Raw genomic sequence first — 18,133 nt, forward strand, 5'->3', positions numbered from 1 at the left:
TCGTACTTACCCTTTCGAGAAATTTCCGCGACGGCTCGTCAGCCGTCGCAAGTCACCTCGCGTTGGTCGCGTGAACCTGAAGTCGGGTGCCCGGGTAGATGAGGTTCGGATCGCCACCGATGACCTGTCGGTTCTGCCGGTAGATTTCCCGCCAGGGTTTTCCGTGGACGTCGGCGATACCGCTCAGGGTGTCCCCCGCATTGACCACCACGGTGCCCCCGGAAGGGCGATGCCGCTCCTTCTTGTAGGGCTTCTCCTGGTGGGTGGGGTACCGGCCGTGGGGGCGCTTGGGCCCGGCCTTCCCGGGGGCCGGCAGGGTGTGCGCGCCGCCACCGCGGGGAACGCCGCGCAGTCCCAGCGAGGCCGAGCAGGCGGGCCAGGCGCCCCAGCCCTGGCGGGCGAGTACGCGTTCGGCGACCTGGATCTGCTGGGTGCGCGAGGCCCGGGAGGCGCGCTGCGCGTAGCTCCCGCCGCCGTAGGAGTGCCAGGTCGAGTGGCCGAACTGGAGCCCTCCGGAGAAGCCGTTGCCGGTGTCGATCCGCCAGTTGCCGCCGCTTTCGCACTGGGCCAGGCGGTCCCAGGTGCCGCTGCTGACGGCTTCGGCCGGCTCTTCGGACACCGCGCCCAGCGCCCCGGCGGCCAGCAGGACGGCGGCCGCGGTGACGCCCCGGGCCCCCCGGCCGCGCAGCGCCTCGCCCCGGACGGCCCGGTCCGCCGGCTGGGGCGCTTCCGTCCCCCGGCAGTCCTGCGGTTCCGGCGATTCGTGCGTTTCCGGTACCTGCTGAGTTTCCATGTGCGTGCTCCCGTCGCTTGTTGCTGTGCGTACTGGTGTGTCGCTCACTTTCGAATGCCGGGGGTGCCGGCATTTCGGTGGGCGCGCAGAGATGTCAGCGTTTTCGGCGAGTTTTGGGAATCTGGATTCGTCGGTTGGTTTTCTCCGGGCCGGTCGAATTCGACGAGGAAGAGACAACCACGGCCCGCGTCTCCACCGGGAGAGCGCGCGGTAGCGCTTTCGGCAGCCGGTCTGCCCCCTCGCCGCCGGAAGGGGGACGAAATCCTCCGCATGGCGCAGGGGCCCGACGGGTAGGGGCGCACCCCTCGTGCCCCGGGTGCCCGGTCGGGCGGCGATCGCCCGCGCGTTCGACTCCGCGGGGTCACGCCCCGTACATCCGCCGCCCTCGGGGCATGCGCGCGGCGGGGGCCGCACGCACCGCGCACGGCCGGCCGGACGGTGCTGCGACCCGGGTTTCGCCGGAAGGCGGCAGGTGGCGCGGCCCTCGGCGACCGACCGCGCGCCCCGGGTCGGCCCGGCGCACCGGTCCGGCCCCGGGTGGCCCGCCCCGTGCGCCCCCGGCCGTGCCGGTGCGCTCCGCATCCCCGCGCGTCACCGCGCCGCCCGTGCGCCCCTCCGCCCCGCCGACCCGCCGTCCGCGGGGGGCGGGGAGCACCGCGCCCGCGGGGTGGCACGTGCGCGGGGCAAGCGCACTACCCCTCGCCGGGGGCGAGGAAGTGCCGGAGGTGGCCCCGGAATTCGGCCTCGAAGGCGTCGTAGCGGGAGCGGAGCGCGGCCCCCGGCCAGGTGTCCGGCAGCAGGGGTTGTGGGAGCAGCGGATCGGTGAGGAGGTGGCGCAGGACCGCCGCCGCGACGGTGAAGCGCTCGGCGGGCGTCCCGGCCCGGTCCAGTGCGGCCAGCAGGTCCCGGGCGTGCGCCGCCCAGCCGGCCAGGTCCCACAGCCCCCGGGCCAGTGCGGTGGGATCGCCGTCGGGGGCGCCGGTGAACCACGTGCACTGCGCGGTGGTCACGGCCGGGCGGGGCCGGTCGAGGTTGGCGGGGCGCAGCCAGCTGCCCTCGCGCAGCTCGGCGAGCCGGAGCCCGGCCATCGCCTGGCGCAGCGCGGTGCGTTCGGCGGGCGGGCGGCTGCCGTCGGCGGTGACCACGGCGATCTCCCACCCGCCGTGCCACGGGCGGGTCGGGGGCGTCCGGCTCTCGTCCTGCCGGGCCTGGCGGGCGAGCAGGCGCGCGGTCAGTGCGTAGCCGCCGGCCTGTTGGCGCAGGTCACCGGCGGCGACCATCCGGGAGAGCGCGACCCGGACGGTGCCCTCGGCGATGCCGAACAGCTCGCCGACCCGCACCAGCACGCGCACCGGCAGTCGGGGTGGATGGTGGCCGAGGAGGGTGCTCAGCACGACGGAGCGCGCGGTCAGCGGGCGGAGGGTGAGCGGGGCGTCGTTCATGGGTCCGGGAAGTCTAAGTCGTACGGGCGGGGCGGCTGGGGCGGAAGGCGACCGAGGGGCGGTGGTTGCCCCGCGCCACGCCCGTTCTTACGGCCTTCCGTCGGCCGTAGGAAATCTGTAACGTCAGACCATGACCGTCACCCATGAAGTAACCAACCAGGCACCGCCGCTGACGGGTTTCAGCGCCGCGGACGACCCGGCACTGTTGGCGGCGCTGCGGCGGGACGGCGGTGCGTGGGGCGAGCCCGAGGTGCTCGAACTCGGCGCGCTGGCCGGTTCCGCGGCGGTGCAGGACCAGGCCCGCTGGGTGGAGGAGCAGCCGCCCCGGCTGCACACCCACGACCGGTACGGCCATCGGGTCGACGAGGTCGAGTTCCACCCGGCCTGGCACCAGCTGATGGCCACCGCCGTGGAGCACGGCCTGCACGCCGCGCCGTGGACCGACGCCCGACCGGGGGCGCACCTGGTGCGCGCCGCCAAGTTCTACGTCTGGTCGCAGGCCGAGGCGGGCCACGGCTGCCCCGTCTCGATGACCTACGCCGCGGTGCCCGCCCTGCGTGCCACGCCCGAACTCGCCGCGCAGTACGAGCCGTTGCTCGCCGCCCGCACCTACGACTTCGGGCTGCGCGCCCCGCTCACCAAGCACGGTCTGATCGCCGGCATGTCGATGACGGAGAAACAGGGCGGCTCCGACGTCCGGGCGAACACCACCCGGGCGGTGCCGGCGGGGGACGGCAGCTACCGCCTCACCGGCCACAAGTGGTTCACCTCGGCTCCGATGAGCGACGTGTTCCTGGCCCTGGCGCAGACCGCCGAGGGACTGAGCTGCTTCCTGGTGCCGCGGGTGCTGCCGGACGGCACCCGTAACGGCATGCGGCTGATGCGGCTCAAGGACAAGCTCGGCAACCGCTCCAACGCCTCGTCCGAGATCGAGTACGCGGACGCCGTCGCCTGGCCGGTCGGCGAGCCGGGCCGCGGGGTGCGGACCATCGTCGAGATGGTGAACGTGACCCGGCTGGACTGCGTGCTGGGCTCGGCGGCCGGCATGCGGGCGGGGCTGCGGCAGGCGCTGCACCACACCGCCCACCGGCGGGCGTTCGGGCGGGAGTTGGACCGGCAGCCGCTGATGCGCTCGGTCCTGGCCGACCTGGCCGTCGAGTCGGAGGCGGCGACCGTGCTGGGGATGCGGTTGGCGGCCGCGGTGGACCGGTCGCAGGCCGGCGACGCCGGGGAGTCGGCGCTGCGCCGGCTGGCGCTGGCGGCCGGGAAGTACTGGGTGTGCAAACGGGGCAGCACGCACGCCGCGGAGGCCCTGGAGTGCCTGGGCGGCAACGGCTACGTCGAGGACTCGGGCCTGCCCCGGCTGTACCGGGAGGCGCCGCTGCTGTCGATCTGGGAGGGCTCGGGCAACGTCGCCGCGCTCGACGTGCTGCGCGCCCTGACCCGCGAACCGGCCGCGCTGGACGCCTACTTCACCGAGGTCGAGGCCGCCGCCGGCGCCGACCGTCGGCTGGACGCGGCGGTGGCCGGCCTGCGCACCATGCTCGCCGGCCTCGGCGACCCGGAGCGGGCCCAGCTGGTGGCCCGTTCGCTGGCCGAACGGCTGGCGCTGGTCCTCCAAGGATCGCTGCTGGTGCGGCACGGCACCCCGGCGGTGGCCGACGCGTTCTGCGCCTCCCGGCTGGACGGCGCGTGGGGCCACGCCTTCGGCACCCTGCCGCCCGGCGCCGACCTCACCGGCATCCTCGGGGGCGCCCGGACCGGCCGGGACGCCGGCTGATGCCGCAGGAGGGCGACGGCGCGGTGCGGGTCGAGCGGGCCGGGCCGGTGACCACGGTGGTGCTGTCCCGGCCCGCCGCCCGCAACGCCGTGGACGGCCCGACGGCCCGACGACTCGCCGACGCCTTCCGGGCGTTCGACGCCGACGACGACGCGCGGGCGGCGGTGCTGTGGGGCGCGGGCGGCACGTTCTGCGCCGGTGCCGACCTCAAGACGGTCGGCACCGCGCACGGCAACCGCGTCGCGCCGGACGGCGACGGGCCGATGGGCCCGACCCGGATGCGGCTCGGCAAGCCGGTGATCGCGGCGGTCGCCGGGCACGCGGTGGCCGGCGGCCTGGAGCTGGCGCTCTGGTGCGACCTGCGGGTGGCGGAGGAGGACGCGGTCTTCGGCGTGTTCTGCCGGCGGTGGGGCGTCCCGCTGATCGACGGCGGCACGGTCCGGCTGCCCCGGCTGATCGGCGCTGGCCGGGCGCGGGACCTGGTGCTGACCGGGCGCCCGGTCCCGGCCGCGGAGGCCCTCGACATCGGGCTGGTCAACCGGGTGGTGCCCACCGGCACCGCGCGCACCGCGGCGGAGCGACTGGCCGCGGAGCTGGCGCGGCTCCCGCAGGCGTGCCTGCGCAGCGACCGGGCGTCGCTGCTGGACCAGGAGGGCCTCGACGAGGAGGGCGCGCTGGCCGCCGAGTTCCGCCACGGGCAGGCCGTGGTGGCACAGGGGCTGGCGGGCGCGGCGCGGTTCGCGGCGGGCGCCGGTCGGCACGGGGCGGCGGACGACGGCCACTGATCGTCATACGTCCACGCGCGCTTCATCGTTCCGTCACCACCGGCCCGGCCCGCCGTGAGAGAAAACCAGCCATGTGCGATGACGAACTGATTCCGCCCCGGGCGGACTTGACGGAGCAGGAGTGGCTGCGCACCGGCCCTCAGGCGCCGACCGGCGGCCCGCCGCCGCGGACCACCGGGCGGGTCCCCGGCTCCCTGGGGCGTCGGGCGCTGCTGGGCACGGCGATGGCCGGCGCGGCGCTGGCGGCGCTGCCCGCGGGCGCCGGGACGGCCGCCGCCGCGCCCCGCTCGGGCGGTCCGGCCGACTCCTTCCCGTTCCCCGAACACCCCAACAGCCATGGCGAGTTCGCCGTCCTGATCACGGGGGACGCGGGCACCGGCGACGACGCCCAGTACGCGGTGGCGGCCGCCGCCCGGGACGTGTGCCGGACCGAGGGCGTCGGGCTGGCGGTCGGCCTGGGCGACAACCTCTACGAGAACGGCCCGGAGTCGGACCACGACGCGGAGTTCCAGGACAAGTTCGAAAGGCCCAACGCCGGCATCGACGTGCCGTGGCTGATGGTGCTGGGCAACCACGACTGCTCGGGGTTGATACCGGGCAGCGGCGGCGACCCGTCCCGGGGCGACCGGGAGGTGCTGTACGCCACCCGGTCACGGCGCTGGTACATGCCCGCCCGCTACTACAGCGTGCCGCTGCCGGCCGCCCACCCGCTGGTGGAGTTCTTCGTCCTCGACACCATCCCCTGGTCGTCCTACGTCGTGCAGCTCGACCCGTACTACCACTGGGACGGGCCGTACATGCGGCAGCAGCGGGCCTGGCTGGACGGCGCGCTGCGGGCGTCCCGGGCCCGCTGGAAGGTCGTCCTGAGCCACCACCCGTACCTCAACAACGGCAAGCACGGCAGCGCCGGCGCCTACGACGGGTTCACCGTCGGCAACTACACCAGCGGCGTCCACCTCAAGGACCTCTACGAGCAGGTGGTCTGCGGGCGGACCGACCTGATCCTGTCCGGCCACGACCACACGCTCCAGGTGCTGGAGCCCACCGCCCGGACCGGCGGCACCGGGCAGGTGGTGTGCGGGGCGTCGGCGAAGACCGGCGACGGCCGGGCGCACTTCGACCACCCGGCCGCCTGGCAGGACTTCGCCGCCCACGGCTTCCTGGTCCTCAAGGCGTCCGCCACCCGGCTGACCGTGGACGTCTACACCGTCGACGTGCCGACCCGGCGGGCCACGCTGGCGCACCGGACGCACAGCACCCGGCCGGTCGCCCCGGCGGCGCGGACCGCGGCGACCGCCTAGCGTCCGCCCCCGGCGGCCCGGCCGTGACGTGCGGCAACGCCCGCACCACGGGGCACGGCCGCCGGGAATGCGGGGCCCGTGCGCCCCGCCTAAGGTGTTCGCATGGCCGAGCGGCCCCCCGACCCCTCCGCGGAGGGCTACGACCCCCGTGCCGACCGGCCCACGCCCCGGGTCGAGGAGGAGGCACCCGGGGTGTCCCACCACGAGCCGATCGGCCTGCGCGAGCGGCTGTCGCTGAACCGCATGGGCACCTTCGACTGGGACCTGGACAGCGGGTTCATGGACCTGGACCCCGGTGCCATGGAGGTCTTCGACCTGCGCCCCGGCGAGTACGACGGCGCGCCGATGTCCCTGATCTCCCGGGTGCCGCCGGAGGAGGGCCTGCGCCTGGACGCGGCGGTCTCACAGGCCCTCCAGGACGGCACCTCCTCCTACGGCGCCTACTTCCGGGTCCAGTGCCGGGACGGGACGCGGCGCTGGACGCACTCCCAGGGCCGGATCCTGCACGACGCCCGGGGCGTGGCGTACCGGATCATCGGCATCGTCCGGGAGGCGACCAGCGAACTCGCCGACTCCGCGCTGCTGCGCTCGCTCCAGCAGGAGCGGCAGCGGCAGACGGTGATGGTGCAGCAGACCACCGCGGCGTTGGCCCGTGCCCTGTCGGTGAAGGACGTGACGCGGGTGCTGACCGGCGCCGGCGGCGCCCGCCGGTTCGGAGCGGACGCGCTGGTCCTCGGCCTGGTCACCAACGACCGGTTCGAGGTGATCGCCACCGCCGGGCTGGACGGCGAGGTGCCCGCCGACATGATGAACTCATGGCTGGACGACACCCTGCCGCTGTCCGAGGCGGTGCGCACCCGACGGCCCAGCTTCCTGAGTACCCGCGGCGAGCTGATCGCCCGCTACCCGCGGCTGCGCCCCTACGGGGACGTGCTGCCGACCGGCAGCGCCGCCTTCCTGCCGCTGATCGCGCAGGACACCGTCCTCGGGGCGCTGGGGCTGTTCAACCACGAGCCGGCGGTGCAGTCGGCGGAGGCCAGGAACCTGGCGCTGGCGCTGGCCGGCGTGGTGGCGCAGTCCCTGCAACGGGCCACCCTCTTCGACCAGGAGCGGGAGTTCGCGACCGGCCTCCAGGCGGCGATGCTGCCGCGCCGACTGCCGCCGATCGCCGGCGGCGAGGTCACCGTCCGCTACCACCCGGCGAGCGTCGGCCGGGACGTCGGCGGCGACTGGTACGACGTGATCGCGCTGCCGCAGGGCCGCACCGGTCTGGTGGTCGGCGACGTCCAGGGGCACGACACGCACGCCGCCGCGGTCATGGGCCAGCTGCGGATCGCGCTGCGCGCCTACGCCAGCGAGGGCCACCCGCCGGAGACGGTGCTGGTGCGGGCCTCCCGCTTCCTGGCGGAGTTGGAGACCGAGCGGTTCGCGACCTGCACCTACGTCCAGGCCGACCTGGAGTCCGGGGCGCTGCACCTGGCCCGGGCCGGCCATCTGGGCCCGCTGATCTGCAACAGCTCCCGGCACATCGACTGGCCGGAGATCCGCGGCGGGCTGCCGTTGGGACTGGCCACCGCCTTCGGGCAGGACCACTTCCCGGAGACCCAGCTCTTCCTGGAGCCGGGGTCGACGCTGCTGCTGTGCACCGACGGCCTGGTCGAGCAGCCCGGCCAGGACATCTCGGCCGGGATCGACGCGCTCTCCGCGGCGGTCCGCGCCGGGCCCGTCGAGCTCGACGCGCTCGCCGACCGGCTCTCCAACCACCTGTGGGCCGAACCCGGCTCGGACGACGACATGGCCCTCCTGCTGCTGCACCGGAGCGCGATCCCCGGGGAGGCCGCCACGCCACGGCTGCGCCTGCACGTCCACCAGGCCGACCCGGCGGGCACCGCGGAGGTCCGCTCGGCGCTGCGCCGCACGCTCGACCAGTGGCGGGCCGGCGCCGTCACCCACGACGTGGAGGTGGCCGCCTCGGAGCTGATCGCCAACGCGCTCACGCACACCGAGAGCGGCGCGCTGGTCGCGGTGGAGCTGCTGCCCGGTGCGCCGCGCCGGATCCGGCTGGAGGTCGAGGACCGGTCCAGCCAGTGGCCGCGGCGCCGGCGCCCCGGCGAGACGGCGACCTCCGGGCGGGGGCTGCTCCTGGTGGAGGCGCTGGCGGACCGATGGGGCGCCGAGCCGCGGGGGTCCGGCAAGGCCCTGTGGTGCGAGTTCGTGGTGCCGGACGACCCGCCGGCAAGCGGAACCTGAACTCCGCTGTTCCGCACGGGAGATGCCCCCTGGCACACGGTGCACGTCCGACCCGTCGAACCGGGCCCGCACCCGGGGTGATCGTGCCAGGATGACGGGAACCGTTCGTCATGCAGGGGGAGGGCATCGATGAGTGGGAGAGCCGCCGGCCGGTGGTTCCCGTACGGGCCCGGCAGTCGCGCCGTACTGATCGGGACCGGTCGCTTCACCAGTCCGGACCTGCCGGGCATCCCGTCGGTCCCGGGCAATCTCCAGGGGCTGTGGGCGGCCCTGACCCACCCGGTGCAGGGGCTGCTCGCCCCGGAGCACTGCCGGGTGGTGGCCGACCCCACCGACCAGTCCGCCGTCGGTGCGGCGCTGGCCTGGGCGGTGCGGGAGGCCGAGGAACTGCTGCTGGTCTACTACGCGGGGCACGGGATCCTCGACGACACCGGGTTGCTGCACCTGGGGCTGGTCCACTCCGACCTCGACCAGGTGGGCTTCACCGCCGTCCCGATCGAGTTGGTGAAGCGGCACGTCGGCGAGGCCCGGGCGCGGGCCCGGGTGCTGGTCGTGGACTGCTGCTTCTCGGGCCGGGCGGTCTCCGCGATGGCCGAGCCGGCCGGCCTGGCCGTCGGCCAGCTCGATCTGGCCGGCACCTACACCCTGACGTCCACCACGCGCACCGCACCGGCCCACGCGCCCGCCGGGGAGACCTGCACCGCCTTCACCGGCGCGCTGCTGGACGCGCTGGCCGCCCCGGTCCCGCTCACCCTCGACGAGGTACACGCGCAGGTCGACCGGGCGCTGCACGCCCGGGGACTGCCCCGACCGCAGCGCCGGTCGGCCGGTGCGGCGGGGTCCCTGGTGCTGCTGCGCGGGCCGTCGGGGGTGCCGGGTACGGCGGGTGCCGCCCGCGCCGCGGGCCCGCTGCCGCCTCCGCCGCCGCGCACCCCGCCCCCCGGCGGCCCTGCGTTCGACCTCGGCGCGCCCGTCCCGCGGCCGCGTTCCGCCCGCCGCCACCGCCCGGTGCTGGTGGCGGCGGCGGTCGGCGCGGTGGTGGCCCTGCTGCTGACGTCGCCGCTGGTCAGGGGGGTGTTCTCGGGTGACGAGGGGAGTGGCGGGGGCACCGCGGACGGGTCCGCTGCGGGTGGCCGAACGTCTTCCGGCGGCGCGTCCGGGGGCACTTCCGGCGGCACTCCCCCGGCGGCCGCCCGCACGTCCTCGCCGGAGGCCGGCGAGGGCGCGGCGCCGGCCAAGGTGGTCTTCCGCGACCGGAAGGTGGTCTGGCGCGCGGCGAGTTGCCTGGGCAGCGTCTCCCAGGCACTGGACCTCGACGCGGCCACGGTCACCCCCGGCCTGATGGACACGTCCTCCAGCACCGACCTCACCTACATCGGCTGCCAGAACGGCCGGAACGGCGCCCAGGCGGTCATCACGGTCAGCAGCCGCTACGGCAGTCCGGTGCGGGCCGGGGTCGCCGACGCCGGGACCGACACCGCCACGGCCTGCCGCACGGCCGCCGAGAGCAGCCCGCTGGGCACGTACACCAACGCCGGGAAGATCCCGGTCGGGACGGTGTGGTGCGTGGTGACCGGGCGGAACCAGGTGGCGAAGGTGACCTTCACCGCGGTGGACCCGGCGGACGGCAGCAGCGGCGCCAGCGCGGACAACCCGACCTTCCGGCTGTCCGTGACCCTGTGGGCGGCGCCCTGACCCGCCGGACGGTCCCGCCGGGTCGGGGCCCGCGGGCTCACTCCTGCGGTCCGAACCACACCGTCGTCATGTTGCAGAACTCGCGCATGCCGTGGCCGGAGAGCTCCCGGCCGTAGCCGGAGCGCTTGGCGCCGCCGAAGGGCAGCCCGGGGTGGGAGGCGGTCATGCCGTTGAAGTACACCCCGCCGGCCTGGAGGTCCCGGGCCAGGCGGTCCTGTTCGGCGGCGTCCCGGGTCCAGGCGTTGGAACTCAGGCCGAACGGCGTGGCGTTGGCGAGCGCGATCGCCTCGTCCAGGTCGGCGACGCGGTAGAGCGTGGCGACCGGGCCGAACGCCTCCTCCTGGTGGATCCGCATGCTGGGGGTGATGCCGGTGAGCACGGTCGGCTCGTAGAACCAGCCGGCGTGCCGGTCGGGCGGGCGACGGCCGCCGCACTGCGCCCGGGCGCCCTGGTGGACCGCGTCGTCGACCAGCTCCTCCAGGTCGGAGCGGCCCTGTTCGCTGGCGAGCGGGCCGACGTCGGTGGCCTCGTCCATCGGGTCGCCGACGGTCAGCGCGGCCATCCGGGCGGTGAACCGTTCGGCGAAGGCGTCGTGCACGTCGGCGTGGACGATGAAGCGCTTGGCGGCGATGCAGGACTGGCCGTTGTTCTGGACGCGGGCGGTGACCGCGATCCGGGCGGCCTTGTCGAGGTCGGCCGACGGCAGGACGACGTAGGGGTCGCTGCCGCCGAGTTCCAGGACGGTCTTCTTGATCTCGTCACCGGCGACGGCGGCGACTGCGCGGCCGGCCGGTTCGCTGCCGGTGAGGGTGGCGGCGGCGACCCGGGGGTCGCGCAGGACCTCCTCGACCGCGGCGGAGCCGATCAGCAGGGTCTGGAAGCAGCCGTCGGGGTAGCCGGCACGGCGGAACAGCTCCTCCAAGTAGAGCGCGGTCTGCGGGACGTTGGAGGCGTGCTTGAGCAGACCGGTGTTGCCGGCCATCAGGGCGGGGGCGGCGAACCGGACGACCTGCCAGAGCGGGAAGTTCCACGGCATCACCGCGAGGACGGTGCCGATCGGGCGGTAGCGCACCACCGCGCGGGCCGCGCCGGAGTCCCGGACGTCGGCGGGGTCGGGGTGCTCGTCGGCGAGGAGGGCCTCGGCGCGGTCGGCGTACCAGCGCATCGCCTTGACGCACTTGGCGGCCTCGGCGCGGGCCTGGGCCAGCGGTTTGCCCATTTCGGTGGTGACGGTGCGGGCGATGCCGTCCTGGTCGGCTTCGAGCAGGTCGGCGGCGCGGTGCAGGAGTTCGGCGCGGTGGGCGAAGGACGTGCGGCGGTGGTCCTGGAAGGCCTGCTCCGCGCGGACCAGGCGGTCCTCGATCTCGCCCGCGTTGAGCGCGTCGAAGGTCTTGAGGGTCTCGCCGGTGGCCGGGTTGACCGTGGCGATGGCCATGTTCGACACCTCCTTGCGGTGTGCTGCGATGGCTGGGCGGGGACGCCGGGGCCGGGCGCTAGGAGTGTCCGGGCGACGCCTGGGAGAGCGGTCCGGGGGCCGGGGACGGCTCCGGGACCGGGTCGGGACCGGGCGGGCGCGGCACCGGCGAGGGGTCCGGGGGCATCGGGTCCGGTGGCGCCGGCGGTTGGGGCGGCCCGGGCAGCGGCTCGGGCGGCACGGGGCCGGGCGGCGGCTCCGGGACCGGGCCGGGCGGCGGACCTGCGGGGTCCGGCGGGATCGGTGGGGGCTGCCGGTCGCAGTCGGGGGTGGGCTGACGGCGGACGGGCGGTTGCCGCTGCACGACGGGCCTCCGGGGTGGGACGACGGGTGGCTTACAAGCCCCCGTACCCGAGTCTCGCCCGTCCATGGCCGGCCCGCACGGCGGATCACGACGCCGGGCCGTGCCGGGCCCCGGCAGGGGCCGGCCCGGCCCCGGAGGTCACGGCTGCGGGTCGCGGGCGTCGTACCGGGCGAAGGCGCGGCGGCCCAGCGCGAGTGCGGTGACGACCAGGACGCAGGCCAGGCCGCCGCCGATCACCGTGGCGGCGGGCGAGGTCAGGTCGGCCGCGGAACCGGCCAGGAAGTCTCCGAGCCGGGGCCCGCCGGCGACCACGACGATGAAGACGCCCTGGAGGCGGCCGCGCATCTCGTCCGGGGTGGCGGCCTGGAGCATGGTGCTGCGGAAGACCATGGAGACGGTGTCCGCGCAGCCGGCGACGGCCAGGAAGAACAGGCCGAGCCACAGGTGCCGGGAGAGGCCGAAGGCGGCGACGGCGGCGCCCCAGGCCGCCACCGCGACGAGGATGGCCAGGCCGTGCCGTCGGATGCCGCCGAGCCAGCCGGAGAACAGGCCGCCCAGGACGGCGCCGATCGCGGGCGCGGCGACCAGCAGGCCGACGGTCTTGGCGTCGCCGCCGAACCAGAGCGCGGCGACCGCGGGGAACAGGGCCCGCGGCTGGGCCAGCACCATCGCCGCGAGGTCGGCGAAGAACGTCATCCGCAGGTTGGGGCGGGTGGCGAGGAACCGCAGGCCGGCCAGGACGGAGGCGCGGCGGGTCGGGCCGTCGCCCTGGTCGGGTCGCATGGCGGGCAGCCGCCACATCGCGTAGAGCGAGGCGGTGAAGGCCACCACGTCGATGAGGTAGGCCGCCTGGTAGCCCCACATGCCGACGATCACGCCGCCGAGCATCGGTCCGCCCATCAGGCCCAGGTTGGTGGTGAGGGACTGCAGTGCGTTGGCGGCCGGCAGCTGTGCGGTGGGCAGCAGGCGGGGGATCATCGACGAACGGGCCGGGGAGTTCATCGCGAAGCAGACGGCCTGGAGGGCGACGACGGTGTAGAGCAGCCAGACCCGGTGGTAGTCGAGCAGTGCCGCGGTGGCCAGCGCCACGGACATCGTGGTGGCGCCGGCGGCGCTGAACAGGCCCAGCTTGCGGCGGTCGACGGTGTCGGCGATGGCGCCGCCGTAGAGCCCGAAGACGACCAGCGGGACCAGCGAGCACAGGCCCACCAGGCCGACGGCGAAGGTGGAGCGGGTGAGGGCGTAGACCTGGAGGGAGACCGCCAGCGCGGTCATCTGCTGGCCCATCCAGGAGACGGTGTTGCCGCACCACAGGCGGCGGTAGTCGGGCGAGGTGCGCAGCGGGGTCAGGTCGGCGAATATCCGGCCGCGGGCCGGTATCCGGGGCTCGTCGGACGTTCCGGCCTGGTCATCGGCGGGCTCGTCGGAGGTAGTTGTACGTGGCACGCGGCAGTTAACCACGTCGCCCGGCCGCGGGGGAATAGGCGCAGGAGGCGAGTGCCCCTTACCCGACGGGCTCCGTCGGGCCGTCGTCCGCCAGCCCGTACACCCGCCGCGCGTTCCCGGCGGCGATCATCGCCGCGACCCGCCGGGCGTCCGCCGTCGACCAGGCACCGGACGCCGTCCAACCGCCCAGCACCTCCCCCAGCGCGGTCCGGAACAGCGCGCTGCCCACCGTGTACAGCTCCGGCAGGCCGTAGGCGTCGGTGGAGAACAGCAGCTTCCCGAACGGGGCCAGTTCGAGGAACTCGGCGAGCACCGCGGTGGCCCGCGGCCCGACGTGGGTGAGGGTCAGTCCGACGTCGGCGTAGACGTGCGGGAAGACCGCGGCCAGGTAGGCGGCCTGCCGGTGGTACGGGTAGCAGTGCAGCAGCACCAGGTCGGTGCCGGTGTCCGCGGTGGCCCGTACGAGGTCGGTGAGCAGCGCCGGATCGGCGTGGTCCAGCCGCAGGTCGGGATCGCCGAAGCCGGTGTGGAGTTGCAGCGGGCGGCCGGTGGCGACCGCGAGCCAGACCAGGTGGCGCAGCAGGACCGGGTCGGTGAGCCGGGGTGCGCCGGCGGCGAACCAGGCGCGGGCGGCCGGCCGCACCGCGTCGGGTCCGGGCGGCGCGGGGTCCAGGGCGAGGCCGTGCCGGTAGGCGGCCACGGACTTGAAGGCGACGGCGGTGTCCGCGGCCGCCCGCACGGCGCGGGCCAGGGTGTCGAGGAACGCCTCGGCGGCGTCCGTGCCCGGCCCGCGGTGGTCGGTCGCACTCCGCTCGGCCAGCGCCTCCAGCCGCACCACCTCGTGCCCGGTGGCGCCGCCCGCGGCGGCCGTCTCGGCCGGTCCGGTCAGGTCGCCGGGGAGTCCGGTGTCGACGAGGTAGGCGCCGATCCCGGTGGCGGACAGCAGCCGCCGCCGGGTCTCGTCCGGGCCCAGGGCGCGGCGGCGGGCCAGATAGCGCTCGGGCGGGCAGTGCGCGGGCAGGTCGAGCAGCGGGGGGCACCAGCGGCGGACCGCGAAGCCGGCCTGGGTGTCGAAGAAGGTGGTGCCGGCCGCGGGCGGCCGGTCCGCTTCGGTGAGGAACGCGGCGAACGTGCCGGGGTCCGGTTCGCGGTGGACCACCCCGTGGCAGTGGTGGTCCACCAGCGGCGGCAGTCCGGCCAGCACCGCGGCGGCACTGTCGGGCGCCGACGGCCCGGCGGGGGCGCCGGGCCGTCCGGCGTCGGCGGCCCTCACCAGCGCCAGCGGGTGGCGGCGGCGATCTCCGCCGGCTCCTGCCCCGCGAAGTGCGCCTCCTCGGCCCGTCGGACCGCGAGCACCGCACCGTGCAGCACGTCGCCCAGCGCCTCGCGCAGGGGCGTCGCCTTCTCGAACCGGTCGGCGGCCTCGGTGAGCGTGGCGGGCAGCCGGACGATGCCGCGCCGGGCCCGCTCGCGGACGCCCAGGATGCCCGGGTCGCCGGCCTGCGGGGCGGGCAGTTGGGCCGCCGTGTCGATGCCGTGCAGCCCGGCGGCGATCACCGCGCCGACCACGAGGTAGGGGTTGGCGGCGGCGTCGAAGGTCTTGACCTCGGTGTGCCCGCCGTCGGGGTCGTCGGGGGCGCCGGTGACCAGTCGCAGCGCCGCCTCGCGGTTCTCCACGCCCCAGCACTGGTAGACCCCGGCCCAGTGGGAGGGTTGCAGGCGCAGGTAGCTGGCGGGCGAGGGGCAGCCGACGGCGAGCAGGGCGGGCAGCGCGTCCAGGACGCCGGCGAGGAACGCCACCGCCTCGGGCGCCAGGCCCCAGTCGGCGCCGGCGGTCCGGTGCAGGCTCGTCCCCGCGCGGTGCAGGCTGAGGTGGAGGTGGCAGCCGTTGCCGACCTCGCCGGCGACGACGGACGGGGCGAAGCCGGCGCGCAGGCCGTGCCGGGCGGAGACCGCGCGGATCGTCTCGCGGACCAGGACGACGTCGTCGGCGGCGCGCAGCGGGTCGCCGGCGGCGGTGCTGACCTCGAACTGGCCCGGCGCGTACTCGGGGTGGAGCTGGAGCACCTCGACGCCCTGGACGGTGAGGGCCTCGGTGACGTCGCGGAGGTAGTCGGAGAGCGCGACGACCCGGGCCATGCCGTAGGCGGGGCCGGTGCACGGGTAGTCGAGCGCGGCGGCGTCGGCCAGGTCCTGCGGGGCGCGGGTGACCACCCATTCCGTTTCGAAGCCCATCCGCAGCTCCAGGCCGGCGGCGGCCGCCCGGTCCACCATCCGGCGGGCGAAGAGCCGCTGGCAGGCGGGGTGCGGCTGCCCCAGCTGGTCGTAGCGGTCGACCGGCGCCCAGGCCCAGCCGGGCTGCGCGGCGAGCGTGGTGAGCCGGTCCAGGTCGGGGAAGAGCCGCAGGTCGCCGTCGGGGCCGCCGAGGTGCTCGGAGGTCGCGATGGCGTCGTCGGAGGTGAAGACGTCGAAGACGGGGGACATGCCGACGCCGCGGGTCACGACGTCGCTCAGTCGGGGCGCCGGAACCGACTTGACGCGGGTGATGCCCGCATTGTCCACCCAGGTCAGCGCCACGTTTCCGACGCCTTCCGCGTCGAGGCGCGCCGCCAACTGGCGGGCGCTCTCGCGCTGTTCCGCCCGCGATCCCATAGTGCAGTCCTCACGTGGCCGTGCCGATCCCTCGGCGCTCGTTCCCGCTGAGTGCCGGGGTCGGCCAGGGCCTTCCCGGTCAGGGGCAGTGGAACTCGCACCATACGCACTTTCCGCCGCCGCGCGGTTCCACTCCCCAGACATCGGCCAGCCGATCGACGAGCAGCAGACCGCGGCCGGAGACCCCGGCCTCGCCCGGTTCCCGGCGGCGCGGCAGGCTGCTGGACCCGTCCTCGACCTCCAGCCGGAGTCGGCGTTCGGCGCCGTGCGGCATCCGGATGTTGACCACGGCCTCGCCGTCGGTGTGCAACAGGGCGTTGGTGATCAGCTCGTCGGCGACCAGTTCGATCTCGTCGGCGCGTTCGCGGGCGCCCCAGGCGCGCACCGCGGCACGGATCATGTGGCGGGCGGCGGAGAGTCCCGCGGGGTCGGAGGGGGCGATGTGCTGCCGGAAGCGGCCGGCCGTGTCGTGCTCGGGCGCGCCGAGGCGACGCAGCAGGAGCAGCGCCATGTCGTCCTCGCCCCGCCGGTCGTCCGCCGACTCGCAGAGCCGGTCGGCGAGTTGCTGGACGTCCTGCGGGCCGTCCCGGACCTCCCGCGCCAACTGCCGCAGGCCGGCGTCCAGATCGGCGCCGGGCTCCTCGACCAGCCCGTCCGTGCAGAGCACCAGGGTGTCGCCGGGGGCGAGGTGGACGGTGGTGACCGGGTAGTCCAGCAGTCGGAACTCGGAGGAGAGGCCCAGCGGCAGGCCACCGGCCACCGGGAGCCGCCGGCAGATGCCCTCGGCGTGCCGCACCATCGGGTCGAGGTGGCCGGCCCGCACGAACCGGGCGGCACCGGTGGCCAGGTCGGCGTCGACGTAGGTGCAGGTGGCGAAGCGGTCGGTGTCCAGTTCGTTGAGGAACGCGGAGGCCCGGGCCATCACGGTGGCCGGCGCGTGCCCCTCGGCGGCGTAGGCGCGCAGCACGATCCGCAGCTGGCCCATGAGGGCGGCGGCCTGGGTGTCGTGGCCCTGGACATCGCCGATGACCGCGGCGACCCGGCCGTCCGGCAGCGGGATCACGTCGTACCAGTCGCCGCCGATGTCCCGGCCCATCCGGGCGGAGCGGTAGCGGACGGCGATCTGCGCCTCGGGGAAGCCGGGGATCCGGCGCGGCAGCATGGCCTGCTGGAGGCCGGCGGCGATCTCGTGCTCCTGGTCGTAGAGCATCGCCCGGGCCAGGCTCTGGGCGATGCTGCTGCCCAGCGCGATCAGCACGTTGCGCTCCTGGTCGCGGAAGTCGCTCTCGCGCTCGAAGAACAGCCCGATCACCCCGATCGGGCGGCCCTGCGCGATCAGCGGCAGGTACGCGGCGGAGCTGACGTCGAGCGGCTCGATGGCCGGCCACAGCCGCGGGTAGTGGGTGCGGAACTGTTCCCGGCTGTGCACGAACCGCGGGGCGAGGGTGCGCACCACCTCGCTCATCGGGAACTCGTCGCCGATCCGGGTGTACTCCAGGTCCGGGACGAAGCTGCCCGCCTTGCCCTCGGAGACCAGCCGGATCCGCCCGGCCTCGACCAGGCCGAGGATGACGTTCTCGGCGCCCAGCCGGCTCAGTCCCTGTTCGTCGGCGAGCACGCCGATCACCTCGCCGACCGTGCGGGCGTGGGCGAGGGCGGCGGTGGTGCGCTCGACGATGCTGGTGTGCCGGCGGCGCTCCTCGGTGACCGCGATCCGCTCGGTGGCCTGCGCGTACTCGTCGCTGGCGTCGCGGACCACGCCGATGATGCGGCGGGGCCGGCCGGTGGGGTCGCGGCGGATGCTGCCCTGGGCGTGCGTCCAGCGCAGTTCGCCGTCCCGCCGCCGGATCCGGAAGTAGGCGCCGTAGGAGTGGCTGCCGTCCTTGAGCGCGCGGGCCAGCAGGGCGTCGAGGCGGGCCGCCTCGTGGCCCGGCACGCGGGGGCCGAGGCTCGCCGGGCGGTCGTCGTACTCCGCCGGCCGGAGGTCGAAAACCTCCAGTGCGGGCGGATCGAGGTGCATCAGCCCGCTGTCGAGGTCCCAGTCGAAGCCGCCCATCCCGTTGAGCGCCAGGGTCAGGTCCGGGTGGGCGGGCCAGTCGTCCGGCACCGACACGGTGGGCCGCTTCGCTCCCCGGTCAGCCATGCCGTCACTTTGCCACATTCACCCGTATTGCGGCTTGTCCAGCACCACCGCCCGCGCTCGCCCCCCGC

12 protein-coding genes are annotated in these 18,133 nt (G+C 75.5%); 5 read left to right on the forward strand and 7 right to left on the reverse strand.

Annotated elements, in window-relative coordinates; translation table 11 throughout:
* Window positions 1–52 precede the first annotated feature (52 nt).
* Together ABD385_RS02045 and ABD385_RS02050 are read right to left on the reverse strand one after the other, a co-directional pair.
* Window positions 53–793 carry a transglycosylase family protein gene (locus tag ABD385_RS02045; RefSeq protein WP_344573087.1) on the reverse strand — a complete coding sequence of 247 codons (741 nt, stop codon included), beginning with the start codon at window positions 791–793 and terminating at the stop codon, window positions 53–55.
* 692 nt (window positions 794–1,485) lie between these two features.
* Entirely contained in the window at window positions 1,486–2,235 is a 750-nt protein-coding gene (locus ABD385_RS02050) for a PaaX family transcriptional regulator C-terminal domain-containing protein (protein ID WP_344573088.1), read from the reverse strand.
* Window positions 2,236–2,365: 130 nt separating this feature from the next.
* Between ABD385_RS02050 and ABD385_RS02055 the strand changes: the two genes are divergently transcribed.
* The 5 genes from ABD385_RS02055 to ABD385_RS02075 all read left to right on the forward strand — a co-directional run bounded on the left by ABD385_RS02055 (window position 2,366) and on the right by ABD385_RS02075 (window position 10,046).
* Window positions 2,366–4,015 (forward strand): acyl-CoA dehydrogenase family protein, encoded by a 1,650-nt coding sequence (locus ABD385_RS02055; protein WP_344573089.1) that lies wholly within the window; start codon window positions 2,366–2,368, stop codon window positions 4,013–4,015.
* Entirely contained in the window at window positions 4,015–4,800 is a 786-nt protein-coding gene (locus ABD385_RS02060) for a crotonase/enoyl-CoA hydratase family protein (protein WP_344573090.1), read from the forward strand. Before ABD385_RS02055 ends, ABD385_RS02060 begins: the two co-directional genes overlap by 1 nt.
* A gap of 71 nt (window positions 4,801–4,871) precedes the next feature.
* Window positions 4,872–6,101, forward strand: coding sequence for a metallophosphoesterase (locus ABD385_RS02065; RefSeq protein WP_344573091.1), 1,230 nt, complete (start codon window positions 4,872–4,874; stop codon window positions 6,099–6,101).
* A 102-nt stretch (window positions 6,102–6,203) separates the two neighbouring features.
* On the forward strand, window positions 6,204–8,351 hold the full coding sequence (locus ABD385_RS02070) for a SpoIIE family protein phosphatase (RefSeq protein WP_344573092.1): 2,148 nt from the start codon (window positions 6,204–6,206) through the stop codon (window positions 8,349–8,351).
* A 129-nt stretch (window positions 8,352–8,480) separates the two neighbouring features.
* The gene (locus tag ABD385_RS02075) at window positions 8,481–10,046 is read left to right on the forward strand and encodes a caspase, EACC1-associated type (RefSeq protein ID WP_344573093.1); all 1,566 of its coding nucleotides are present in this window, start codon (window positions 8,481–8,483) and stop codon (window positions 10,044–10,046) included.
* 37 nt (window positions 10,047–10,083) lie between these two features.
* Here ABD385_RS02075 and ABD385_RS02080 read toward each other — a convergent pair whose 3' ends face one another.
* The 5 genes from ABD385_RS02080 to ABD385_RS02100 all read right to left on the reverse strand — a co-directional run bounded on the left by ABD385_RS02080 (window position 10,084) and on the right by ABD385_RS02100 (window position 18,065).
* Window positions 10,084–11,481: an NADP-dependent succinic semialdehyde dehydrogenase gene (locus ABD385_RS02080; protein ID WP_344573094.1), complete on the reverse strand. Its 1,398-nt coding sequence runs from the start codon at window positions 11,479–11,481 to the stop codon at window positions 10,084–10,086.
* A gap of 481 nt (window positions 11,482–11,962) precedes the next feature.
* Window positions 11,963–13,270, reverse strand: a complete 1,308-nt coding sequence (locus tag ABD385_RS02085) for an MFS transporter (protein ID WP_425585330.1) — start codon at window positions 13,268–13,270, stop codon at window positions 11,963–11,965.
* A gap of 58 nt (window positions 13,271–13,328) precedes the next feature.
* Window positions 13,329–14,471, reverse strand: coding sequence for an amidohydrolase family protein (locus ABD385_RS02090; protein ID WP_344573493.1), 1,143 nt, complete (start codon window positions 14,469–14,471; stop codon window positions 13,329–13,331).
* A gap of 68 nt (window positions 14,472–14,539) precedes the next feature.
* Window positions 14,540–15,922 carry a type I glutamate--ammonia ligase gene (locus ABD385_RS02095; protein WP_344573095.1) on the reverse strand — a complete coding sequence of 461 codons (1,383 nt, stop codon included), beginning with the start codon at window positions 15,920–15,922 and terminating at the stop codon, window positions 14,540–14,542.
* A 79-nt stretch (window positions 15,923–16,001) separates the two neighbouring features.
* Window positions 16,002–18,065 carry a SpoIIE family protein phosphatase gene (locus ABD385_RS02100; protein ID WP_344573096.1) on the reverse strand — a complete coding sequence of 688 codons (2,064 nt, stop codon included), beginning with the start codon at window positions 18,063–18,065 and terminating at the stop codon, window positions 16,002–16,004.
* Between the last annotated feature and the right edge of the window lie 68 nt (window positions 18,066–18,133).

The sequence above is a fragment of the Streptomyces lunalinharesii genome (genome assembly GCF_039532155.1).
Lineage (GTDB): Bacteria > Actinomycetota > Actinomycetes > Streptomycetales > Streptomycetaceae > Streptomyces > Streptomyces lunalinharesii.